This window comes from Candidatus Afararchaeum irisae, assembly GCA_034190545.1.
GTDB lineage: Archaea > Halobacteriota > Halobacteria > Halobacteriales > Afararchaeaceae > Afararchaeum > Afararchaeum irisae.
The window spans coordinates 34,858-58,806 of record JAXIOF010000048.1 but is presented as its reverse complement, the minus strand read 5'-3'; the positions used below and the strand labels follow the sequence as shown (position 1 = coordinate 58,806).

The following is a 23,949-nucleotide window of genomic DNA, read 5'->3' as shown; positions in this document are numbered from 1 at the left end:
CGAACCGAACATCTGGCCGTATCTCACCGGTAAGGATTCGAACTAAACACTATCAAGCATCCTGCGTCTCGTCTCCTCGACTTCGTGACGCGTCTTCTCCATGAGAGCCTCCTGTGAGTTTACGGCTTGGTCGCCGTCGGGTGTGTTCTGGACGTAGCTGCCGTCGGGCTTCATCTCCCACGACTTCGTGTTGTCGCTCAGGGCTATTCTCAGAATCTCGTCGAGCTGGCTCTGGAGGTCGGAGTCGTGGATAGGAGTGACAGCCTCGACGCGGCTGTCGAGGTTCCTCGTCATCCAGTCGGCTGATCCTATGTAGTAGCCCGGGTCGTCGTTCTCGAATCTGAATATACGTGAGTGTTCGAGGAACCTTCCGACTATGCTCGTGACCTCTATGTTGTCGCTCACGCCCTCGATACCCGGACGCAGACGGCAGATGTCACGTACGACCAACTCTATCTCGACGCCTGCGACAGAAGCCTCGTAGAGGAGTCTGACTATCTCGGGGTCTTCGAGCCGGTTCATCTTGGCGACTATACGTGCGTCGCCTCCACGTCTCGCGACGTCTGCCTCGTTACGGATGAGATCGGAGAACCTCTCGCGCATGTTACCGGGTGCTACGAGAAGCTCGTCGTAGTCGTCGTGGTGGGAATGTCCCGTGAAGAAGTTGAAGAGCTTCATGACGTCGTGTCCTATCTCCTCGTCGGCTGTCAGGAGACCGAGATCGGTATAGCCCTTCGCAGTCTCGGAGTGGTAGTTTCCGGTCGCGACGTGTGAGTAGATCCTTACGCCGTCGGACTCGTCACGTACTGCGAGTGCTGTCTTGGTATGTGTCTTGTATCCGAGGGTTCCGTACGCGACGTGTATTCCCTCCTCCTCAAGCTGTTCGACCCATCTAAGGTTGTTCTCCTCGTCGAAACGTGCCTTTAGCTCGACCATCACAGCGACCTGTTTTCCGTTCTTCGCAGCCTGTATTATGCTTTCTATGACCTTCGAGTCGGGCGCAGTACGGTAGATAGCCAGCTTTATGGCTAGGACGTCGGGATCGGAAGCCGCCTCGTCGAGAAAACGCTGTACAGTCCCCTCGAAGGAGTGGTAGGGATGGTGGAGTAGTATGTCCTTAGACCTTATCTCGTCGAAGACGCTGCCGTCGCCCAAGAGACGCGGATGTGGCTGAGGAGTCCAGGCTTCGAGGCTCAGGTCGGGTCTTTCGACCTCGGTAAGCCTCGAGAGGTCGCCCATGTCGAGAGGTGGCTGTAGCTCGAATACCTCGTCTTCGTCGACTTCGAGCTGTTGGGTGAGGACATCGAGTATCGCGTCGGGGGTTCCCTCCTCGACTTCGAGACGGACGACTGTCGCGAAACGTCTCTCCCGCAGAACCTCCTCTATCATCTCTATGAGATCCTCGGCGACCTCCTCGTTACGTTTGACCTCGGCGTTCCGCGTGACACGGAAGCTCGAACAGTCGACGATCTCGACGGAGGGGAAGATCAGGTCGAGGCTGTCGGCTATGACGTCCTCGATGAGGACGAACCTCGTGTCTCCGTCGCGGTTCTCGTCCTCGCCTTCGGATTCGACTTCGAGTAAACGGGGTCTGTTCTTCGGTATCTTGATACGTGAGAAGACGGGCTCCTCGTCGTCTTCGCCCTTCGTGAGGACACCGAGTGAAAGAGAGAGGTTGGATATGAATGGGAAAGGATGTGCGGGGTCGAACGTCAGGGGAGTCAGAACCGGGAGTATCTCTTCCTTGAACCTCTGTCTCATACGCCTCCTCTCGGCGTCGGAGAGGTCGTCGTAATCGAGTACTTCCACCCCCTCCTCCGTGAGTTCGGGGAGGACGCAGTCTCTGTAACAGTCGGACTGTCTCTCGAACATCTCACGCGACTGTTCGAGTATGGCGTCTAGCTGTTCTTGAGGAGTCATTCCGTCGGGAGTTAGCTCGGTCACACCCGCGGCTATCTGCTGTTTGAGACCACCGACCCTCTTCATGAAGAACTCGTCCATGTTCCTCGTGAATATCGACAGGAATCTCACGCGTTCGAGTAGAGGGTTTCTGTCGTCGACGGCTTCATGGAGGACACGTCTCTGGAACTCAAGTTCGCTCAGCTCCCTGTTGAGGTAGTAGTCGGGGTCTTCGAGGCTGGGCTTTGTCTCCGTCGGTCGGCTTTCCTCGGTGTTTTCGGAGTCCGATCCGTTGAGAGCCTCGTCGGACTCGTCTGTCTCAGTTCTCGGCTCCCCTACGACCTCGACCGTGTCACCCGTTCCAGCCTTGGCTGTTAGACCTTTATGACCGTCAGTCTCCTTCCGAGATAGATGACCCTTGACGGAGCCTACGTTGTCCGACGAGAAGTCACATCCCTCGACTGGACAGCTGTATTCCGTCTCCTTCTGTGTGTCCGTTTCCGTGTCCGTGTCAGTCATATGTCAGACGTAGAGACCACCTTGTCGTCGCGTCTCGATCTGTACTCAGATTCGGCGGGGACAGACACGAACCTTGACTCGCCGGTGTCGTAAGCGGTTAGCTCGCCGCCGTAGACACAGCCCGTGTCGAGACCCACAGCCGAGTCTGTTTCGACAGGAGATCTGAGAACCGTGTGTCCGAAGAAGACGCGGTAGTCGCCGTCGTAGTTCTCGAACCAGAGTTCGCCGTCGTAGCCTCCGCCGTCTACGGATCTCATACTCTGTAACGTACTGAGACGGTGCTGTTCGGGAGGCAAGGACGGATCTATCCCACCGTGTACGGCGACAGAAGACCCCCACGACACGACCGCGGGCATAGTAGATATGTACTCGGTGTCTGTCTCGTCGTCGACGGACGCCTTGCCTCTTATTACCTTCTCCTCGTTGTTCCCGCGGACACTCACGAAGTTGTCGTTCGACTTGACCGTCTCGATTACCTTCGGGCTGTCGGGACCTTTTCTTATGAGATCACCCACGAAGACGACGAGTTCGTCGTCGGATACGTCTAACTTCCGGAGAAGCTTCTTCATCTCGTCGAAACAGCCGTGGACATCGCCCACGACGTACACGTTGTTCCAGTATCCCGGCTCGAAATGTACCTGTTCGACCTTCTCGAACTTCGGAGGCTCGACTACGGAGGGCATCACCGAGTCGTTGTACGGAGCCTATTATATAGGTTACGTCATAATTATATATAGTATATGTTACCTTACATAGGATATGTAGCCTCAGACCCCCACGGATAGGTCTCGGGCTCGTACTCCTCGGTCTCCTCCGTCCTTATGGGGTTGAGTGAGTCGGTCTCACCCAGGAAGACGAAGTAGTCGTAACGGTTCGATAGGCTCGTCGGGACGTAGTTGCCCGCCTCCCTGCGCGGATTGTAGACTACGCCTATCGCTCTATGTCCCCTCTCCTCGTCGAAGACGTGAGAGTCGGTGTCAAGTATGAAGTCGCCTCCCGCCTCGTAGAAGACGTCCTCGTAGCTGTCCTGTTTCGCCTTGGGAACAGCCATCTCCTTCCAGGTCTCTCCCCAGCTTGAGGAGGCAATGACGTCGCCGTGGTGAGAGCCGAATCCCACGACCTCGACGTCTTCGTCGGGGTTTCTCTCACGTATAAGCTGTCCGAGGTTTATCCTGCCTCTGTCGGGCATGTCGGTAGCCCTCGCGTCGCCGACGTGTGTGTTGTGAGCCCAGATCACCGCCTTGGCATTGGCGTCTTCGTCCTCGGAGTGGTAGTCGACGAGACGTTCGGCGGTCTCCGTCATGTGTCTGTCACGGACGTTCCACGACTCCTTTCCTCCTCTCGTGAGAGATCTGTAGTACTCCTCCGCCTTCTTGGCTACCAGGGCGTTCTGTTCGGCGTCGAAGAACGACTCGTGGTTCCTACCTACGTACTCCGACTGTCTCTCTTCGAGATGTGAGAGTATCTCGACAACCTCGTCCTCACACGTCTCGGGAACCATCCTGAGGGAACGCGAGTACTCCCTAGCGTTCTCGGAGTAGGGCTCGAAACACGCGTACGCCTTCCTGGCTTCTTCCGCCGCCTCGGGGTCGACGTCTTCGAGGTACTCGACCACGCGTTCCATCGAGTCGAAGAGACTGTAGACGTCGAGTCCGTAGAAGCCGACGTCTGTGTCGTGTTTCGCGTTGTACCTCCTGAGCCAGTCGACGAACTCGTGAACCTCCCAGTTAGCCCACATCCACTGAGGCCAGCGTTCGAACTCCGAGAGAACGTCGTATGCGTCTTTGTCGGTCTCGCCGCTGACGTAACGGTTTATTCTGTAACAGTCGGGCCAGTCGCCCTCGACCCCCACGAACGAGAAGCCCTTCTCGTCTATGAGCTTAGCGGTTATGCGCGACCTCCAGACGTAGTACTCGGAGGTGCCGTGTGACGCCTCGCCGAGTAGGACGTAGTTAGCGTCGCCTATCTCGTCGACGAGACGGTCTATATTAGTCTGGGTGAGCCGAGCCGAGTTCTGACGTGCCGCAGCCACGGTGTCTTGGAGCGACATTAGTATCAGTATTCAAGGTACTCCCTTGCCTCGTCGTCAGTGACCTGTCTGAAAGACGAGTAGAACTGACCCACGGCTCTGAAACTCGCCGGAGTCTCAACTGCGACGACCTTGTCAGCCTCGTCCCCGAGTCTCTCGACGGTGTCAGGTGACCCAACCGGAACCGCGAGAACAGTCTTCTCGGCTCCCGCCTTCTTGACGTGTCTGATACACGGTATCGCAGTCGCACCCGTCGCAACGCCGTCATCGACTATTACGACGGTCTTGCCTTCGAGGTCGGGGGCTTCACGGTCTCCCCTGTACTTTTCGAGCTTCTGTCTCGCCTTCTCGGCGACGCGTTGTGTCTCGTCTTCTATGTAGTCGTCGTCGACACCCAGATCCTCTATCAAGCTCTCGTTGAGCCATACAGACCCGTCGCTCGCTACTGATCCTATCGCAAGCTCGGGGTTGTGGGGTGCGCCCATCTTCTTCGCCACTACGATATCGAGAGGAACGCCGAGCGCGTCAGCGACCTCTCGTCCGAGAGGGAGACCTCCACGAGGTATCGCGAGGACTATGTCGGCGTCTATTTCTCTCTCTTCAAGAGCCTCGGCGAGCTGTCTCCCGGCGTCTGTCCTGTCGTCGAATGCCATAGCCGAGCTAAACCTTCGAGATTGAAGTATATATAGGTGACAAACAACTTTAACCCCTGAGTCTTTAGACAGTCACCATGCTCGTGGAGATCCCAGCCGACGGTGTCGAACTCGAAGGCGAGCTAATACTCCCTGACGGAGCCGAGTCGGTCGTCGTATTCGCACACGGAAGCGGAAGCAGCCGTAAGAGCCCGCGCAACAAGTACGTCGCCGAGGTTCTGCGCGAGAGGGATCTCGGAACACTCCTCTTCGACCTCCTGACGGAAGAGGAGGACAGAAAGAGAGAGAACAGGTTCGACATACCTCTACTTACCGACAGGCTCGTCTCGGTCACCGAATGGCTCGGCGAGAGAGACGAGACCGGAGACCTCGACGTCGGCTACTTCGGTTCGAGCACAGGTGCGGCTTCGGCACTCAGGGGAGCCGCGCGTCTGGGGACAGATATAGGCGCGGTGGTGTCGAGAGGCGGACGTGTCGACCTCGCCGAGGAGGTCATAGACGAGGTCGAGTCGCCGACCCTCCTGATAGTCGGAGGAGCCGACACACAGGTACTCGAACTCAACCGTGAGATATACGAGAGCCTAGGCTGTGAGAAGGAGCTACATGTGGTCGAAGGCGCGGGACATCTCTTCGAGGGAGAGGGTGAACTCGAAGAAGTCGCCGAGACGGCGGCGAACTGGTTCGAGGAGAGTCTGAGGTAAGTAAGCATGTACGACAGGATACTCATACCCACCGACGGAAGCGACTGTGCCGACGAAGCCGCGAGACACGCAGTACGTATAGCTGAGAGGTTCGGCTCGGAGCTACACGTCCTCAACGCCGTCGAGACACACGAGTACGTCTCGGCGGGCAACGAGTCAGTCGAGAGACAGAGAGACATAGTCGAGGAGGAGGGAAGAGAAGCGGTCGAGTCGGTCTCGGAGACTGCGTCCGAGAGAGGGGTCGAGACCGTGGAAGTCGTCACCTACGGCTCAGTCCACGATGTCGTTCTCGACTACGTCGAGGACGAGGCGATCGACCTCATAGTCATGGGAACCCACGGGAGGACGGGCTTCGAGAGACTCCTTCTCGGGAGTAACGCGGCTAAGACCGTCCGTAGATCCGAGGTTCCCGTCTTCACTGTTCCGTCACGGGGGAAAGACGAGTCGTCCTACGTCTACGACAGTATACTCGTTCCGACAGACGGAAGTCCGGGGTCGAAGGCGGCGGTTGAGAACGCCGCGGGTATCGCACGTATGTACGGCTCGACTGTACACGTCGTCTATGTCATAGACATACGTATAGGAAGCTCGACTGGAGTGATACCCGACGTGGTCACCGCACTTGAGGAGGAGGGCGAGAGAGCCACGCGCGAGGTCGCCGGCGAGATAGAGGAAGATGAAGAGACAGAGGTCGTGACTGATGTTGTGATGGGAGTCCCCGGACGTGAGATAACCGATTACTCACGGGAACACGGTATCGACCTAATAGCGAGGGGGACACACGGCAGAAAGGGCATAGGAAGGCTCCTCCTCGGAAGCACTGCTGAGACAGTCATACGTACCTCGGAGGTTCCGGTTCTGACAGCGAGAACCAGGAGCGAATGAGGGATGTTTATTTATATGTAGTGTGGGATATAGTACCAAGTATGGCACGTGACACAGATAGGAGGAAGTTCCTCAAGGGAATAGGTGCCGCGGGAGTAGCAGGTCTCGCGGGATGTACAAGCGGAGGAAACGGTAACGGTGGCGGAGGAGAGGATACTCAGGACGCCGGTGGAGACGGCGGAGGTCAGAACGAGACGACCGACGACACCGGCGACACCGGCGACGGAGGTGGTGATGGGGGTCCAGACGTACTCAACATAATCGGGTATCCCCAGAGCGGTATACAGATATTCAAGGACTTCTACACCAACTTCGAGGGTTCGGCGGAGATAATCGTCCCCGACGGACTCAGGGACGGAGAGCTTCCCCAGAGGGTAGGAGCCGACATGTCGAACGTCACAGGTACGGCTCCGGGTGCCGCGGGTCCCAACCAGGAGGCTTTCGAGGATCTCTACACAGACGAGTACGGCTCCGAACCGAGTGTCTTCACGTCTAACACCTACGACGCAACAGCTGTGCTTCTGCTTGCGAACGCCGCCGCGGGTGAGAACGACGGGGAGGCTGTCAAGATGCAGATGAGACGCGTAGCCAACCCGCCCGGAGAGAAGTACGGACCCGGGGAGATAGCCGAGGCAGCTGAGGCGGCGGCAAACGGCGAGGAGATAAACTACGAGGGAGCGTCGAGTACCGTCGACTTCGACGACAGGGGCGACCCAACATCGGCTACATACGACGTCTGGAAGTTCGCTGACGAAGGCACAGAAGTCGTCGACTCGGTGAGCTTCACGGGTCAGGAGCCCGCCGGCGAGGCGGCTGACGAGTCGCCCGGAGGTCTCGGGAGAACTCTTCAGGTCGGAATACTCCTCCCACAGACGGGAGACTTAGCACCTCTCGGAAACCCCATGATAGACGCCGCTATGCTTCCGATAAACGAGATAAATAACTCCGACGTCGACCTCGAAGTCGACCACTCGGTACAGGACACACAGACGAGCCAGTCGGCGGGTATAAGCGGCGCGGAGGCTCTCGTCAACGCGGGATACCCTGCCGTCGTCGGCGCGGCGTCGTCGGGTATCAACGTCCCCGTCTCGAAGAACGTCCTCATACCCAACGGAGTCGTGGGATGTTCGCCTTCGAGTACCGCTCTGAGTGTGTCCTTCCTAGAGGACGACGGCTACATATTCAGGACTGCGCCGAGTGATCTTCTCCAGGGACAGGCTATGGCACGTGTTGCGTCGGACAGGCTGGGAGCCTCGACCGCCTCGACCTTCTACGTCAACAACTCGTACGGACAGCAGCTTTCCGAACAGTTCTCCGACAACTTCACCGAGGAGTACGGCGGAGAGGTCTACCACAAGGTCTCGTTCGAGAAACAGCAGTCGTCTTACACGGCTAAGCTCGAACAGGCACTGAGTCCTCAGTGAAAAGGAGATTTAGCCTCCGAGGAACTCCTCTCTGACCTCAGGGTCTTCGAGGAGCTTGTCGCCGTCGTCGGAGAATCTGTTCTGACCCTGTGCGAGGACGTATCCGCGGTCACATCTTCTGAGAGCTTCCTTCGCGTTCTGTTCGACCATGAGTATGGAGGTTCCCGAGTCGTTGATCTCGTCTATCCTGTCGAACATCTCGTCGACTAAGTCGGGTGCTAAGCCCGCACTCGGCTCGTCTAAGAGGAGGAGGTCGGGGTCGAGCATCAGGGCACGTCCCATCGCGAGCATCTGTCTCTGTCCACCGCTCATAGTGCCCGCTTTCTGGGACTTGCGCTCCTCCAAGACGGGGAAGTAGCCGAATACCTCGTCGACTGTCTCGTCGGGAACCTCGTCGAGTATGTAGGCTCCCATCTCGAGGTTCTCCATTACTGAGAGAGAGGTAAAGACGTTGTCGTTCTGGGGAACATAGCCGATCCCCTCGTGTATTATCCTCTCGGGTTCGAGTCCGGTTATGTCGTCTCCGTCGAATACGACCGAGCCGCCCATATGTGTCGTGAGACCGAAGACCGACTTCATAGCTGTCGACTTCCCCGCTCCGTTGGGTCCGACTATGGTGACGTACTCGCCTTCCTCGACCTCTAAGTCGACGCCGTCGAGTATCTGTAGGCTGCCGTATCCCGCCTCTAAGCCGGATACTTCGAGTAACGCCATCTCAGACACCTCCTAAGTAGGCTTCTATGACACGTTCGTCCGACTTTACCTCCTCGGGGCTTCCTTCTGTCAGGACTTCTCCCTGGTGCATGAATACCACGTCGTCACAGTTCTCCATTATGAGATCGATGTCGTGTTCGACTATGAGGAAGGTGTAGCCGTCCTCCCTGAGATCGTGTATACGTTCGAGAAGCTTCGACTCGAGAGTCGGGTTGACTCCGGCGAAGGGCTCGTCTAAGAGGAGTGTGTCGGGATCTGTCATCATAGACCTCGCCATCTCTAGAAGCTTGAGCTGTCCTCCCGATAGGTTGCCGGCGTACTCGGTGGCTACGTGGTCTATCTCGAAGAGTTCGAGTGTCTCCCATGCCCTCTCACGTATCTCTTCTTCCTCCTCGATTACGCCGCGACGGGCTCCCGGAAGGACAGACCGCCAGAGCTTCTCGCCCTTCTGTCTCTGGGGAGCCAGCATCATGTTTTCGAGGACTGTCATCTCGGATAGCTCGCGTGCTATCTGGAAGGTACGTACGAGACCCTTCTGTGCTATGACGTGGGGCTCGTCTCCGGTTACGTCCTCGCCCTCGAAGTAGACTTTCCCGCTCGTCGGCTTTATCTGTCCCGTGATGAGGTTGAAGGTCGTCGACTTACCCGCGCCGTTGGGACCTATCAAGCCGGTTATAGACCCCTTTTCGACCTCGAAGGTAGCACCGTCGACTGCTGTTATGCCGCCGAACTTCTTCCTGAGATCCTCGACCCTGAGAGCGGCTGTCGGGCTCGGGCTCACGTGTCACCACCTCCTTCGACGTCACCGCCTCCCTTCCTAACCGACAGATCGACAGCCGACGCCTCTTCTTTCCTGTGTCCGAGGAGTCCCTCGGGATGTCTCTGCATCAGCCAGATAAGAACTACTCCCATTATGACGAGACGGAGTGTGCCCCTCAGGGACTCGACGGAGTAGGCGATGAAGGGACCGAAGTCGAGTGACAAGATAGGGGCGACGGCGTCGTCGAACGCCGACGGCGGGCTGCCTATCTCGAATAGGTTAGTCACGATCTGGTTGAGGTAACGTGGACCCTCCCAGAGACCCGCCGAGAAGACAGCGGCTCCGAGGACGCTTCCGGTGTTCGAGGACGAGCCGCCGATTATGAGTGCGACCCAGACGTAGAAGGTGAACTCAGGCTGGAAGACGTCGGGGTAGACACGTCCCTGGCTTCCTCGCCAGAGTATACCCGCGAGACCCATGAGGGCACAGCCGAGCATGAAGATCTTTATCTTGAAGACGTCGGTGTTCTTTCCGAGCGCGCGAGCGACGTCCTCGTCCTCTCTCACCGCCTTGAGGACACGTCCGAAAGGCGAGAATCCGACACGCATAGCGAGCCAGTAGATCGCTCCGACGAAGACTGCGAGTACGACGACATAAGCCCACGAGACGACGACTGAGCTCTGGATTCCCACCGACTCCATCACTGAGAAGACGGAGGCTCCGAAGCCGTTGGGCTCGCCGGCTCCCTCGGCTGTCTTGTAGAAGATCAGACGTACCGGGTTCGTGGGTGTAGCTATGCCGTTTCCTCCTCCCGTTCCGAGCCTCGTGCCTAGGAGTGTGAAGCTACCTAAGGCGTCCGACTTGAAGCTCAGACGGAGTATCTCGGCGAGTCCGACAGTGACTATAGCGAGGTAGTCGGCGCGGAGACGCAGAGCGGGGAGTGCGACTAGGAAGCCTAAGAGAGCCGACGCCACCATTCCGGCGACTATCCCGACGATGAGTGGCATTCCTAAGCCGGGAACCCCGAATCCGAGAGGAACCTCCTCCGAGGCGGGAACAGACGGACGCGTGAAGATCGCCGTCGTGTAGATACCGACAGCCATGAACCCCGTGACTCCTATGTTAAAGAGACCCGCGTATCCCCACTGGAGGTTGAGCGCGAGCGTCAGCATAGCGTAGACGGACGTCAGGAACGTCACTCGTCTGAGTGTGTTGGCTATTCCGTTGGTGCTCAGACCCAGAACCCCTCCTACAGCGGTGTAGACGACGTAGATTCCGAGCATCATCGCGGCTATCCTCACGGTGTCGTCTTCGAGAGCCTCGGCGAGTACTTCTTTTGTCGTCGTGTTCTGTGTCATGCTGTCGACCTCCCTGAGAAGAGTCCTTCGGGCTTGAGTACGAGTAGTAGAATCATTATGAGGAACGCCGTCGGAAGAGTGAAGTCACCGCTCGGTAGCCAGACGAGTGAGAGCTGCTGTGAGACGCCTATAACGAGACCTCCCGCCATAGCACCGTATATCGATCCTATTCCTCCGAGTATAACAGCCGCGAATATGAGAAGTATGAGGAGCCAGCCGAACTGGTAGCTTATGCTTCCGCTTTCGAGAACCGAGAGATACCCCGCCGCGCCCGCGAGTCCTCCGCCGAGTATCCATGTCCATCTCACGACCCTCTCGGTCGGAATTCCGGTTATGCGTGCGAGATCCTCGTTGTCGGAGGTCGCCCTCATCGCCTTTCCGAGCTTACTGTACCTGAGTACGAGATGTACGAGAGCCATCAGAACGAGGGAGACGGCTACGAGAGCGACCTGGTGTGACGTTACTGTAACAGTGCCCTCGGTGAGTCCGAGCTTCCACGACTCGGGTATGGGCGTCGTACCTCTGTTGTTGGTCGAGTAGACGAATCCTATCAGGTATCTGAGGGCGAACGAGACCCCGACACTCGCAATCAGGAGTGAGATACTGTCTTTGTCCCTCATCGGCTTGTAGACGAACCTGTCTATCAGAACCGAGACCCCTGCGGTGGCTACGCCGGCGAAGAGTATCCCCAGAAAGACCGCGAAAGTAGTGTTGAGAACCGTGACACCTATCTGGGCACCGTAGACCTCACTTCCGGGTCCGACGAGTATCAGCCTGCCTAAGTCGTGGGCACCGTAGCCGACGACGACGTAGGTGAGTCCCCAGCCGAGGAAGCCTCCCGTAGTTACGTAGTCGCCGTGTGCGAAGTTGGCGAAGCCGAGTATGCTGTAGGTCATCGAGAGACCGACTCCCGCGAGACCCACTGTGAGACCTAAGACTGATCCCTCCCAGACGTAGGTCAAGACTGTCGAGTAGGCGAGACCGCCGAGGACGAGCCTACGTATCAGGTCGAGACCAAACAGAAGGGCTACGCCTACGGCTGCCGCCGTCAAGGGCTTCTCACGTACCGCCTCATAAGGTGAGTCTATCGTCGCCATGGGTTGTTTTAGCCTTCAAGAGGTGTAATATTATATCTTGTCATACGGTACCCTATCTACGGAGACGACTACTCGTCGCGCCTACGGAACTCGGGGGTTCCCGACTCGTGCATCTCCCGAGAGACCTCCCCGACGCCTTCCTTGAGGTCATCGTGGTACTCGTCTAGTCGGTCGGCGAGATCGTCGTGAGTCACCGAGAGGAACTGGGCAGCCGAGAGGGCGGCGTTGAACGACTTGCCCGCGTCGGTCGCCACGATGGGTGCTCCCGTGGGCATTCCTATGACACTGTCGACCGACTTCTCTTGGACGGGAACGCCGATCACCGGAACGGGGTAGGCTACCGAGGCTGTCATGTTGGGGAGGTCAGCGCTCTTTCCGCCTGCGCCCGCTATAATGATGTCTATTCCGCGATCCTCCGCAGTCCTCGCGTAAGCGTACATGAGTTCGGGCGTCCTGTGAGCCGAGACGACGTAGGTCTCGAAGGTGTAACGGCTCTCGGGTGGTTCGTAGTAGTCGGTGACCTCCTCGAATCCGAGACGCTTGAGAGCGTCGTATGCTCCCACGGAGTCGTCGCCGTCCCCCATCATGACGTCGAAGTCGGAGTCAGACCCCATTATGATACCTATATTGGGGGTCTCCTCGTCTTCGAGTTCGTCCGACTCCGCCTGTTCCTCAAGCTCGTCTATGATTCTCTCGACTTGGCTCATGGTTCGAAACTTAGGCTGTTTTTGATCTCCTCGGCTTGTCTGAGTAGCTCTTCGGTGTCGTCTCCCGTGACAGTGAAGTGTCCCATCTTTCGGAGAGGATACTCAGTACGTTTTCCATACCAGTGGAGATGTGCCCCCGAGTCGAGGAGACCGTCGACGCCTTCGAGTCTGACGTCTCTGTCACCCGACTCGCCGAGTATGTTGACCGAGACAGTGGGATCACGTAGCTCAGTCGAGCCGAGAGGGAGACCGGTTACTGCACGTATGTGCTGTTCGAACTGTGACGTCTCGGCTCCCTCTATCGTCCAGTGTCCCGAGTTGTGGGGACGTGGTGCTATCTCGTTTACGAGGACAGAGCCGTCATGCTCGAAGAGCTCTATGCCGTAGACACCTCTCCCTTCCATGGCTTCGAGGACTTCGCGGGCGACCTCGTGGGCTTTCTCAGCTACCTGAGTGGTGGTTCTCGCGGGGGTGACCGTCTTTCTGAGTATCTCGTCGCGGTGTACCGTCTCAGTCACCGGATAGACGTCGGTCTCGCCGTCCCCCTTAACACCGATGACCGAGAGCTCGCGGTCGTAATCGATAAACTCCTCTGCCATGAGTTCGCCGCTGAGTTCGTCGAGAACGTCCTCGAAGTCGTCGGGCGACTCGACGAGGTAGTTACCGCGTCCGTCGTAGCCACCCTCGCGGGCTTTGACCATGAGTGGCAGACCCAGACCGTCAGCCGCTCGTCGAAGGTCGTCGACCGTGTCGACTCGGGTGTAGTCGGGAACCGGAACCCCTCTTTCTGACAGAGCCTCCTTCTGACGGTACTTGTCCTGTATGAGTCTCAGAGTGTCAGGATTAGGATGCACGGGAACGTCGGCACCCTCGACGGCATCGGGGTCTGCGAGCTCTATGTCGTATGTGACGTAGTCGGCTGACTCGACCAACTCGTTAGCTCCCTCAACCGAGTCGAACCCCGAGACGACCTGTTCTCTCGCGACGGATCGTGCGGGCGCGTCCGAAGTGGGGTCGAGAAAGACGACCTCGAAGCCGAGTGGCGACGCAGCCTCACAGATCATACGGCAGAGCTGTCCGCCTCCTATGACCCCGATAGTTACTGGTTCAGACGTGAGATTCACAGTTCGGGATTCGTCGTAGAATCTATTAAACCTCAAGATTTCCGTACAGCCTTGTCCAGTGTGTTTACTGTTCCAACAAGACAAAATTTAGTTAATATTAATTTTGTAAATATAAGACTTAGGTGTATTATTTTAATATTAATTTAGTAGATCGTCGTAAAGCTGTATATTACTCGTAGTAAACCGCCTTTGGAGAGGAAGATTTAAAATACGTAGATCCGGTAGCTCTAAGAGAGGGGAGAAGCAGAAATATGTCGGAAAGCCACGGAAGTTTCAGAAAGATAGTAGAGAGCCTCGACGACGGGGTAGTAGTGACTCAGGAAGGGAGTGTCACATACGTCAACGACACCGCAGCCGAGATACTCGGGAGAGCCAGAGACGAGGTGAAAGGGGGTGGACTCACCGACTTCGTGAGTCTGGAGGAAGAGATAGACGCCGACGAGAAACTCGAAGGCGAGGTAATGTCGGACTCGGAGGCTGACGGTAAGCCCGTCGAGGTCGAGACTACCGAGATCAAGTACGAGGGATCGTCAGCCTCTCTCGTGGTTCTGCGAGACATAACCGAGAGGAAGGAGATGGAGGAGATACTCGAATGTATTCAGATGATAGACAGGTCGGTTCTACAGGCGGAAGAAGAGGACGACCTCCTCAACTGGGCGTGTGAGGTTCTGGCGTCGAGACAGAAGGGATGTACGTCTATCGCAGTACTCGACGACGACGGCGACCTCTCCGACGTATACTCGGCGGGGCGTCTTTCGGGGTCGGACGGCGACAAGGAGGCGAACGGCTGGCATAACGTCTACACCGACGCCTACGTAGACGAGGTTCTCGAAAACGAGGTTCTCGTGATCGACGACGTCACACAGCCTCCGCACAGACACCACACAGACGAGTCGGCGGAGAGACACGGCGCTATAGGCGTGGCTCTCAGCCACAGGGGGAACGACTACGGCGCTATGACGGTTCATCTTCCGCCACAGGGTATCTCCGAGACTGAGAGGAGTCTCTTAGAGGGCTTCGCGTACGACCTGTCAGCTGGTATCTACGCTCTCAGAACTGAGGACAGGATAAAAAACGAGCACGAGGAGCTGATTCTACTCAACCGTATAGTCCGTCACGACATACGTAACGACATGAATCTCATACTCGGCTGGGGAAGCGAGCTAAGGGAGTACGTCGACTCAGACGGCGAGGAGTACCTCGAAAGGGTTCTCGACGCCAGCAAACACGTAGTCGACCTCACAAAGACAGCGCGCGACTTCGTCGAGTCGATAGAGAGCGGTGAGACGTCGGATCTCGGCTCTGTCTCGCTCCGTGAGACAGTCGAACACGTTACCCGGGTCAAGAGAGAGACCTACGACGACGCCGAGTTCAGGGTCGAGGGGATTCCCGACGTCGATGTGAAGGCGAACAGTCTCCTCTCGACAATCTTCAGGAACCTACTCAACAACGCCGTACAGCACAATAACAAGGAGATACCGAGGATAGAGGTATCAGCCGAGAGGAGAGGTGACAGAGAAGTCGTTGTGTCTGTCTCCGACAACGGAACCGGTGTGTCGGACGACTCCAAGGAGAGTATATTCGGAAAGGAGGAGAAGGGTCTCGAAAGCCGCGGAACCGGAATAGGTCTGTATCTCGTCGATACACTCGTCGACGAGTACGGCGGCGATGTCTGGGTCGAGGACAGGGAAGACACCGGGTCACGTGAGGGAAGCGTCTTCAAGGTAAGACTCAGGCAGGCGTAGTCTCAGTCTCGTCTCTCGTCGTCGCTAGCTGTTTCATCAGGGTTAAGGCTGATCCCGACAGTTCCCCAGTATGGCACAAGAAGAGAAGGAGAGACATGAGATTTCTGTCGTGGGTGGCGACGAGATAGCTAAGGCATTAGACTGGCTCGACGCCGAAGTCAGGATCTCCGACCTCGACGACGCCTTTCGGGAGACAGCCGACCTCGTAATATCCGAGGAGTCACTCGACGAGACAAACAAGAGATCCGTCGAGAGCCGTACCCCCTCGCTCGGGGTCGAGTTCGGCGGAGAGGTGTGTGAGAAGACGGGAGCGGCGGCGGCTATAGGACCTCTAGTACATCCGGGATCCTCGGCGTGTAGGACGTGTCTCAGGCTCAGGATAGAGGGTCTGAGAGACGGTGAAGAAGAAAAAGCCTGCGGCTGTGGTGATACCTCAGAAGACCACGCGGGAGGCTGTGGGAGTCACGCGACTCCTACGGTTCCCGACGAGGCGTATACGTCGTTCGCCGAGGGATTCGCGGCTCTTGAGACGGGACGTTACTTCAGTACGGCGGGAGCCGAGACGATAGGAGGGGTCTGTCTCATAGGAGCCGGAGACGACGAGCCGTTCGAGGTACACACTACGGCACGAGTGCCTTTCTGTCCCGACTGCTGGACAGGACGTCCGATAGCGGGTGTGGCTCCGAGAGACAGTCCACCGTCGGATCTCGACAGCGCGCTCGACAGGGCAGAGGCGGTTCTCGACGACGTAACCGGCATACTCGGAGCCGCCGCCGAGCTTCCGTCCGACGAGACGGGTGTCCCGTACTACGTAGTCGAGATCGCAGACACCCCGTTCTCCGACGCGTCGTCCCCAGACGTCGCCGCGGGGGTATCGGTCGACTGGCAGAAGGCACTTATGAAGGCTATGGGTGAGGGGCTAGAAAGGTACTCAGCGGCGGTCTACAGACACGACGAGTTCGAGAACGCGACCTACGACGCGATGGTGGACGAGGGTAGAGACCCTATCGATCCCGCGGATCTCGCACTCTTCTCCGACGGACAGTACGACGACGTCCCGTACACAGATCCCTCTTCGTCTCCCGTAATCGAGTGGACACCCGGCTACTCACTCACACGTGACGACGGCGTGGCTGTCCCCGCGGAGTTCGTCTACTTCCCGTTCGACTCGGAGTTCGCGCCCGGGATCACGACGGGTCTCGCACTTGGGTCGACACAGACGGAGGCGATAAAGTCGGGTCTCTTAGAGGTCATAGAGAGGGACGCGTGTATGAAGACCTGGCTCGAAGACAGACGTCCCGAGAAGATCGAGTTCGACGTCACGGATCTCGGAACAGAGACGTCCGAACTCGTCTCACGCGTGAGGTCAGCCGGAATAGACATACACGCGTCGTACCTTACGGCGGAGATAGACGTTCCCGTCGTAGGCGTCGCACTGACCTCCGACGAGTATCCGCGTTTCGCCGTCGCAGCCGGCGCGTCGCTCGACCCCGAGGAGGCTTTCAGGTCGGCTCTCGAAGAAGCCGTCCAGTCGAGGCGCGAGGTGAAGCAGTCGGACGTCGAAGTCGAAGACGCCGACGAGATATCCACGAGCGAGGAACACGTCGCCTACGCGGCTGACAGACCCGGTTCTGTCGAGAGGTTCGTGTCAGAGACCGACGGAGCTCTGGGTCTTGACGAGATCGGTATGGGCGGTGATGTCCCTCAGAAGCCCCTCGATAAGCTCGACGCAGTCAGAGAGAGGGTCGAAGACGCTGGCTACGAGGTGATAGCTTCGAATATCACCTCGCCCGACGTCACGAGCATAGGCTTCGACGCCGTACGTGTCGTAGTCCCGAGGGCTCAACCACTCCATTTCGGTCTCGACATGAGACGTCTCGGAGGCGACGTCGACGTCTCGAACCCCGACCCGCATCCTTTCCCGTGACTACACAACATGTAGGAAGAAGGTGAAGGTGACATAGGCGAGTGAGACCATTATGAAGGCGTGTTTGACTCCCGACGCGACACGTCCCTCGCCCATCTTGCCCGCTATGAGACCACTCAGGAGAGCCTGTATCACTCCGGCGTGGTAGAAGAGGACACGGTACTCGTCGGGGCTGAATCCCTCCTGTACGAACGAGGTCTGGGTACCCGCGACTCCGCCTCCCGTGCCGGCACCCGTGATTCCCGTCTGAGGTATCGCTGGGAGGAAGACCGAGTCGAGTATCGCGAGTATCACGAGGAATATCACGAACGAGAGGTATATCACAACGGTGTAGAGAAACATCTCGCTCCTCCTCTCCTGTGCGAGACGTCTCCTGAGACCCGCCTCGCGCGAGGCTATGTTGAGAACCTCCTCCAGCCTTCCGCTCGCCTTCGTCGCGTTCGTCATTAGGACGACTGCACGGCTCACCATAGGAGAACGAACCCTGTTCGCAAACCTCCTCAGGGCTGTGTTCGCCTCTGTGTTCCATCTTATGTCACGTTCCATCCTGTCTATCTCAGGGTTGAGGACACCCAGGTCAGTCTCAGACAGAGACCTGAGAGACTCAGAGACTGTGGCTCCCGCTTCGTTGAGGTCGGCGAGACGTTCGAGGAAATCCGGAAGCTTGTCCTCGACTCGGCGGAGGTAGTCCGACTTTATCTCGTGGAAGAGCGCGTAGAGGAACATGGGAATCAGCGAAGCCTCTATCAAGGCGTCGTCTACGTACCTCACCGCCTCGGGAGACACACTGACGTCTCCGGCTGTTATCTGAGCCACGGTGACCTCGGGGAGTAAGCTGACACCCGCGACCGTAACCCCGGCGTAGATACGTGCCGAGAGGTAGACGAAGCCGACGAAGACGCCGAGGTAAAGGCTGAGAACGGGACGTCTCTTGAAGCTCTCAAGGGGCGAGGAGAGACGTGTCTTGATACTTCTGAGTCTCCTTCCCCTCCTGAGACTCTCTATCTGGGTCTCGCCGTCTCTTCGGTTGTCGTGGTCTATGTCGTCGATGAAGCCGACCCTATCCGTGTCGGATTCTACTGACTCCTTTCCACCTTCTGTCACGGGGTTAGTGAAGAAGGCGTCGAGGAAGACCAAGAGACCCGCACCCGCGAGTGGGAGTACGAGGTAGACGAACGCCCTGAGTACGAGAAGGGGCGTGCCTCCGACGAAGCCGAGGACTATGAGGGTGACTATGACGAAGAGGGGTCCTGCGACGAAGACAACGACGTAGAACTCGGCAATCAGACCCAGCTTAGTCAGGAACTCCTTCTGTTCCTGTTCAGCCTCGTCGTAGTAGGCGTTGACCCTCTCCTCTAAGAAGTCGCTGATGTCACCTACGCTCGTGAAGACGCTCACGAGGTTCTTGACGAAGTCGGCGAACTCATCGCTCGCAGTCGTGTCACCGAGTTCGCGGAGCGCGGTCACGACATCCATCCCGAAGTACTCCATGTCGTGTGAAGCGACACTGAGCTCGTCGGCACTCGTCCCGAAGTACTCCGACCTCGCTGAGATCGTGTCGATGACACGTGGTAACGACATACCTCCTCTAGACAGCGTGAACATTATGCTGACGGTTCCCGTCAGGCTGAGGTTGATCTGTCTCGCCCTTGTGTCGGCTCTGTACCTCGGGAGGTAGATGAGGAGACGGAAGACGGAGTAAGACACAGCCGTGGAAGCCACAACGGGGGAGAAGTAGACTGCGAGTACGACGATGTCCGCAACACCCTCACCGACGAGGTCGTCCCAGAAGACGTACAGAGACGCCGAGACGACGCCGAGAGTACCGAGGAAGACGAGAGCCGAGTAGAGGAGAGTCCGAGACATATAAGACCTGTAAGTGCGCGGCATCCTCGCCGAACGCAGATTGTCCTCGACAGAGTAATACCTCGACTTTATCCTCTCGGCTAACTCGCCGAGCCAGTATATAGCGACTCTGAACGGCGGTATCCTCTCTATCATGTCTGTTTTTATCGGCTCTCGTCGGCGTCCGACTCGCCCGCTATCACTGTCTCTCCCTCGGGCTGTATACCCATCGACTCTAGCTCCTTCTCGGGGTTAGTGTAGTACCTGTTGACGAGGTTGGTGAACTCTCTGAAGTCGGTGATGTCGTTCTCGACGAGGTAACGCAGTATCTTCTCACGCGTCCGTATCTCACCCATGAGCTCGGCACGTGACAGACCCATGTCGTCACGTATCTCCTTGAGGACGACGCTCTCACTTATCTGGTCGAGGCTGTCGTCCGACGGATTCCACTCGTAGAGTGTGTTGACGTTTATGTCTCCGGTACGTGAGTCGATCCCGGCTATCTCGGCTAAGACGTTGTTACGTCTTACACGTTCGTCCTCGTACCTCGTCAGAACCTGTATCGAGAGTATGTCGAGGGCTTCGAGCATCGACCTAGGGACGTCTATCGGAGGGTTTTCGAGGCGGTTTATCGCGGTCTCTATCGAGTCGGCGTGTAGAGTCGAGTAGGTCGTGTGTCCCGTAGACATAGCCTGGAAGAGTGTCATAGCCTCCTCGCCACGTACCTCTCCCACGATTATGTACTCGGGACGCTGTCTCAGAGCCGACCGGAGGAGTGTGTACATGTCTATCTCGCTCTCGACTCCTATCCCCTCACGCGTCACACTCGGCACCCAGTTCTCGTGGTGTATACGTATCTCGGGTGTGTCCTCTATCGAGATTACCTTCGACCTCGGGGGTATGAACATAGAGACGGCGTTTAGACTCGTCGTCTTTCCGCTCGCTGTACCTCCCGCGAATATCAGAGATCTGTTGTTCTCTATCGCGACCCAGAGGTACGCCATCTGTTCGACCGAGAAAGTACCTGACTTTATGAGTTCGGTCGGGGTGAAAGGCTCCTCCGAGAACTTACGTATCGTGAAGGTCGATCCCTCCTGTGTGACTTCCCTTCCGAGTGTGAGCTCGACACGTGAGCCGTCGGGGAGAGACGCGCTGACTATAGGACGTTCTATGCTGATATGTTTACCCGACTTCTGTGACAGAGTGATTATCAACGAGTTGAGCTCGTCCTCGTCGAACTCAACGTTGGTTCTTATGTCCTGGTAGTCGCCGTGGTAGAGATAGATAGGAGCACCGTAGCCGTGGCACGAGATGTCCTCGACGTAGGGGTCTTCGAGTAGAGGCTCTATCTTCCCCATCCCCATGTAAGACCTCCTGAGGTAGTAGAATATCCTGTGGAAAGAGACGGGTTCGACCTGAATACCGTAGCTGTGTATGAGTTCGACGACACCTTTCTTGAGAACGTCCTCGGAGTCTTCGACGTCCTCGAACTCCTTGACTGCTAAGACGTCACGCAGGTCGTAGTAAAGCGTGTTGAGAAGCTCCCTCTCGAAGTCGGTGACAGACGGCTCGACTGCGTTGTAGTGGAGGACTCCGTCGCCGTCCTGTGTTATCACTGCTGTCGAGTAAGGCTCGTCGAGCCAGTACCTCCGTGTCTCCTCGTGTCCCTCACGTGGCTCGAACTCGAACATGTCGTCGGGGGTAGGCTCGTACTCGTCTATACTAGCCTCTAAGGACGACTTCGGAGACACTAGTCCGGAGACCTTCCGTCTGAGACCCATTATTACAGTGACGTCATCCCAAATAAATAATACTGTCGGAGGTTGGAGCCGGGTTATATTACACACGCCGAAGTACTAAGAGCCATGGGCGAGACTGAGACCGACGACGAGGACGGCTCCGGGGGTACGGAGACGGAGTCCGAGGATGTTCTCGTCTGTCCCGAGTGTGGAGCCGAGGCTGTCGAGTCGGAGAGAGGTGAGACCGTCTGTCCCGACTGTGGTCTCGTGATAGAGGAGGAACGCGTCGAGAGAGGCAAGGAGTGGCGTGCCTACTCGTCGGAGGAGGAAGAGGAGAAGTCGCGCGTCGGCGCGCCGACGACTCAGACGATGCACGAGAAGGGTCTAACGACCGAGATCTCACGGGGCGATGTCGAGAAGTCGGAGAGACGGGAGACTATGAGACGTCTCAGGAAATGGCACGAGAGAGCGAGGGCAGAAGGTACCGAGAGGACTCTGCGTTTCGGTCTCGGCGAGATAGACCGTATGTCGAGTGCCCTCGGAGTCCCCGACGGAGCCCGTGAGTCCGCAGCCGTTATACTCAGACGTGCCCAGAAAGACGAGCTCCTTCCCGGGAGATCAGTCGAGGCAGTCGCATCGGCGGCTGTCTACGCCGCGTGCCGTCAGGCGGGTATACCGCGTTCGCTCGACGAGATCGCCGACGTGTCGCGCGTCGAGAAGGACGAGATAACGGGGACATACAGGTACTTGTCACGTCAGCTCGGACTCGAAGTTCCCCCCGCAGATCCCGTCGAGTTCGTGCCACGTATAGCCTCCGAACTCGACCTGAGCCCTGAGGTCGAGTCGAGGGCTGTCGAGATACTCGAAGAGACGGCGGGGATCGGGGTCGGGAAGTCGCCGAAGGCGTACGCGGGCGCGGCTGTCTACCTCGCGGCGAGGCTACTCGGCGAGGAGGTCACACAGGAGAAGGTCAGCGATGTCTCCGACGCCTCCGTGGTGACTATACGTAACAGGTACCACGACCAGGCGGAGGCACTCGGCGTCGATCCCGACCTCGACACGTAAGCTTAATCCATCCGACGACGTATCTCATGTATGTTACTCTCACTCGTCAGTTCGGTTCTGAGCCAGCCCGCCATGCTCTCAGTCGGTTTCGCAACCGTGGCTCTCATAATCGGTCTGAGCTACTACGTCCTATTCGCCGTCGAGTCGGAGTCGAACCACGACGAGGAGGAGTAACTTAAAAATCTAACGGTACGCCGACGGACGCGAAGCTTTAAATTCGTTCTGAGAGTAAGTCAGAGTAAGAATGCACAAGGAAGATCTGATCCATCTCCACGAGCTGATGGCAGACATAAGCGAGTACTTCGACGACGCCGAGGAAGGCGACGAGTTCTTCGACGACTACACAGATCTCGACGTCAAGCCCGAGGACATACACCAGAGCAAGAGCGAGCACAAGCAGGCTATCTTCGTACTCGGAAACGAGATGGCGAACGTGATGGCTGACGACGAGTTCTCCGAGACGGGACGTGTCGGCGCACGTATGGAAGAGCTCGCCAACAAGAACGCGAAGGACTGATCCGCACACCGAAAGACTAGACTTAAGGCTTGTCGCTCCGTGGGATAGCCTACTATGGCGAAGTTCTCAGAGAGGGTAGGACGCGTCGAACCGAGCGCGACTCTACGTATAAGTGATCTCGCTAGTAGCCTCGAATCCGAGGGAGCCGACGTCGTCGACCTGAGCGTCGGAGAGCCCGACTTCACGACCCCCGAGCACATACGTGAGGAGGCGAAGGCGGCTCTCGACAGGGGAGAGACGGGATACACGCCTACGAAGGGCATTCCCGACTTACGTGAGGCGATAGCCCACAAGCTCAGAGAGGAGAACAGACTGAGCGTCGAGAGGGACGAGATATACGTCACCCCGGGCGCGAAGGACGCCCTCTTCGAGTCGATATTCTCGCTTCTCTCAGAGGGCGACGAAGCGGTTCTACTCGACCCCGCGTGGGTGTCATATGAGGCTATAGTCAAGATGGCTGGCGGAGAGATAAACCGGGTACAGCTCGACCCCGAAACGGGATTCACTCCCGGAAGCGTCGACCTCGCCGAACACGTCTCCGACGACACGCGTCTGATGATCGTCAACACGCCGTCGAACCCCTCGGGAGCCGTCTTCTCGAAGGACGAACTCAAGGAGATACGTGACCTCGCCGTCGACCACGACTTCTGGGTCGTGAGCGACGAGATATACGAGAAGATAATCTACGACGCCGAACACCACTCGCTCGGAGCGATGGACGGCATGGCGAACCGCACGATAACCGTCAACGGCTTCTCGAAGGCGTACGCGATGACTGGATGGCGTCTCGGCTACTTCACCGCCCCCGAAGAGTTCCTCGACGAGGCGGGTAAGGTACATTCCCACTCGGTCTCTTGTGCGACCAACTTCGCACAGTGGGGTGGGCTCGCAGCACTCGACGGTACCCACGAGCCTGTCGAGAGTATGCGTGACACCTTCGAGTCGAGACGTGACCTACTGATGGACGCGCTCGCCGACATAGGTGTCGATATGCCCGAGCCGAAGGGGGCGTTCTACGCCTTCGTTCCCGTCGAGACAGACGACGACGCCGCTCTCGCCGAGGAGATACTCCAGGAGGAACACGTAGCCACGACGCCCGGTAGTGCGTTCGGAGTAGACGGCTACCTGCGTATGTCTTACGCCGCGAGCGAGGAGAGGATCAAGGAAGGCGTCGAGAGAATATCTGACTACGTTTAGACACAGTCTTTCCTTCTTCCGTCTCGTATCTCTGCGTCTTACCT

The 23,949-nt window shown here is 57.6% G+C and carries 20 protein-coding genes and 1 pseudogene; 9 read left to right on the top strand and 12 right to left on the bottom strand.

Annotated elements, in window-relative coordinates; genetic code table 11:
* Positions 1-42: 42 nt before the first annotated feature.
* The 4 genes from ppk1 to SV253_06550 all read right to left on the bottom strand — a co-directional run bounded on the left by ppk1 (position 43) and on the right by SV253_06550 (position 5,100).
* Positions 43-2,418 carry a polyphosphate kinase 1 gene (ppk1, locus tag SV253_06565; GenBank protein ID MDY6775724.1) on the bottom strand — a complete coding sequence of 792 codons (2,376 nt, stop codon included), beginning with the start codon at positions 2,416-2,418 and terminating at the stop codon, positions 43-45.
* Positions 2,415-3,101, bottom strand: coding sequence for a metallophosphoesterase family protein (locus tag SV253_06560; GenBank protein ID MDY6775723.1), 687 nt, complete (start codon positions 3,099-3,101; stop codon positions 2,415-2,417). Before SV253_06560 ends, ppk1 begins: the two co-directional genes overlap by 4 nt.
* A gap of 65 nt (positions 3,102-3,166) precedes the next feature.
* The gene (locus SV253_06555) at positions 3,167-4,468 is read right to left on the bottom strand and encodes an erythromycin esterase family protein (GenBank protein ID MDY6775722.1); all 1,302 of its coding nucleotides are present in this window, start codon (positions 4,466-4,468) and stop codon (positions 3,167-3,169) included.
* A 5-nt stretch (positions 4,469-4,473) separates the two neighbouring features.
* The gene (locus SV253_06550) at positions 4,474-5,100 is read right to left on the bottom strand and encodes a phosphoribosyltransferase (GenBank protein MDY6775721.1); all 627 of its coding nucleotides are present in this window, start codon (positions 5,098-5,100) and stop codon (positions 4,474-4,476) included.
* Positions 5,101-5,177: 77 nt separating this feature from the next.
* Between SV253_06550 and SV253_06545 the strand changes: the two genes are divergently transcribed.
* From SV253_06545 to SV253_06535, 3 genes are read left to right on the top strand one after another with little or no spacing between them, the layout of a single operon-like run.
* Positions 5,178-5,801, top strand: coding sequence for a dienelactone hydrolase family protein (locus tag SV253_06545; GenBank protein MDY6775720.1), 624 nt, complete (start codon positions 5,178-5,180; stop codon positions 5,799-5,801).
* 6 nt (positions 5,802-5,807) lie between these two features.
* Positions 5,808-6,686 (top strand): universal stress protein, encoded by an 879-nt coding sequence (locus SV253_06540; protein MDY6775719.1) that lies wholly within the window; start codon positions 5,808-5,810, stop codon positions 6,684-6,686.
* Positions 6,687-6,727: 41 nt separating this feature from the next.
* The gene (locus SV253_06535) at positions 6,728-8,110 is read left to right on the top strand and encodes an ABC transporter substrate-binding protein (protein MDY6775718.1); all 1,383 of its coding nucleotides are present in this window, start codon (positions 6,728-6,730) and stop codon (positions 8,108-8,110) included.
* A gap of 9 nt (positions 8,111-8,119) precedes the next feature.
* Here SV253_06535 and SV253_06530 read toward each other — a convergent pair whose 3' ends face one another.
* From SV253_06530 to SV253_06505, 6 genes and pseudogenes are all read right to left on the bottom strand, one after another.
* Positions 8,120-8,824 carry an ABC transporter ATP-binding protein gene (locus SV253_06530; protein MDY6775717.1) on the bottom strand — a complete coding sequence of 235 codons (705 nt, stop codon included), beginning with the start codon at positions 8,822-8,824 and terminating at the stop codon, positions 8,120-8,122.
* Position 8,825: 1 nt separating this feature from the next.
* Positions 8,826-9,581, bottom strand: a pseudogene (locus SV253_06525) (ABC transporter ATP-binding protein).
* A 20-nt stretch (positions 9,582-9,601) separates the two neighbouring features.
* Complete coding sequence (locus tag SV253_06520; GenBank protein MDY6775716.1) at positions 9,602-10,942, bottom strand: branched-chain amino acid ABC transporter permease; 1,341 nt, start codon at positions 10,940-10,942, stop codon at positions 9,602-9,604.
* The gene (locus SV253_06515; GenBank protein MDY6775715.1) at positions 10,939-12,039 is read right to left on the bottom strand and encodes a branched-chain amino acid ABC transporter permease; all 1,101 of its coding nucleotides are present in this window, start codon (positions 12,037-12,039) and stop codon (positions 10,939-10,941) included. Before SV253_06515 ends, SV253_06520 begins: the two co-directional genes overlap by 4 nt.
* Before the next feature lie 68 nt (positions 12,040-12,107).
* A complete protein-coding gene (locus SV253_06510; GenBank protein ID MDY6775714.1) occupies positions 12,108-12,746 on the bottom strand; it encodes an AIR carboxylase family protein in 639 nt (212 codons plus the stop codon).
* The gene (locus SV253_06505; protein MDY6775713.1) at positions 12,743-13,870 is read right to left on the bottom strand and encodes a 5-(carboxyamino)imidazole ribonucleotide synthase; all 1,128 of its coding nucleotides are present in this window, start codon (positions 13,868-13,870) and stop codon (positions 12,743-12,745) included. The genes SV253_06510 and SV253_06505 overlap by 4 nt, the downstream gene beginning before the upstream one ends.
* 251 nt (positions 13,871-14,121) lie before the next feature.
* Between SV253_06505 and SV253_06500 the strand changes: the two genes are divergently transcribed.
* The gene (locus tag SV253_06500; GenBank protein MDY6775712.1) at positions 14,122-15,615 is read left to right on the top strand and encodes an ATP-binding protein; all 1,494 of its coding nucleotides are present in this window, start codon (positions 14,122-14,124) and stop codon (positions 15,613-15,615) included.
* A gap of 70 nt (positions 15,616-15,685) precedes the next feature.
* On the top strand, positions 15,686-17,542 hold the full coding sequence (locus tag SV253_06495) for a YcaO-like family protein (GenBank protein ID MDY6775711.1): 1,857 nt from the start codon (positions 15,686-15,688) through the stop codon (positions 17,540-17,542).
* On the opposite strand, the gene SV253_06490 is transcribed toward SV253_06495, so the two are convergent.
* Both SV253_06490 and SV253_06485 read right to left on the bottom strand, forming a co-directional pair.
* Positions 17,543-19,543: a type II secretion system F family protein gene (locus SV253_06490; protein MDY6775710.1), complete on the bottom strand. Its 2,001-nt coding sequence runs from the start codon at positions 19,541-19,543 to the stop codon at positions 17,543-17,545. It lies immediately after the preceding gene.
* 8 nt (positions 19,544-19,551) lie between these two features.
* Entirely contained in the window at positions 19,552-21,168 is a 1,617-nt protein-coding gene (locus SV253_06485) for a type II/IV secretion system ATPase subunit (protein MDY6775709.1), read from the bottom strand.
* Positions 21,169-21,252: 84 nt separating this feature from the next.
* Here SV253_06485 and SV253_06480 point away from each other — a divergent pair, with 84 nt between their 5' ends.
* The 4 genes from SV253_06480 (at position 21,253) to SV253_06465 (ending at position 23,905) form a co-directional block, all read left to right on the top strand.
* Entirely contained in the window at positions 21,253-22,191 is a 939-nt protein-coding gene (locus SV253_06480) for a TFIIB-type zinc ribbon-containing protein (protein MDY6775708.1), read from the top strand.
* Positions 22,192-22,221: 30 nt separating this feature from the next.
* Positions 22,222-22,365, top strand: coding sequence for a hypothetical protein (locus SV253_06475; protein ID MDY6775707.1), 144 nt, complete (start codon positions 22,222-22,224; stop codon positions 22,363-22,365).
* 70 nt (positions 22,366-22,435) lie between these two features.
* Entirely contained in the window at positions 22,436-22,708 is a 273-nt protein-coding gene (locus SV253_06470; protein ID MDY6775706.1) for a UPF0058 family protein, read from the top strand.
* Positions 22,709-22,762: 54 nt separating this feature from the next.
* Positions 22,763-23,905, top strand: coding sequence for a pyridoxal phosphate-dependent aminotransferase (locus SV253_06465; GenBank protein MDY6775705.1), 1,143 nt, complete (start codon positions 22,763-22,765; stop codon positions 23,903-23,905).
* The last annotated feature ends 44 nt before the right edge of the window (positions 23,906-23,949 follow it).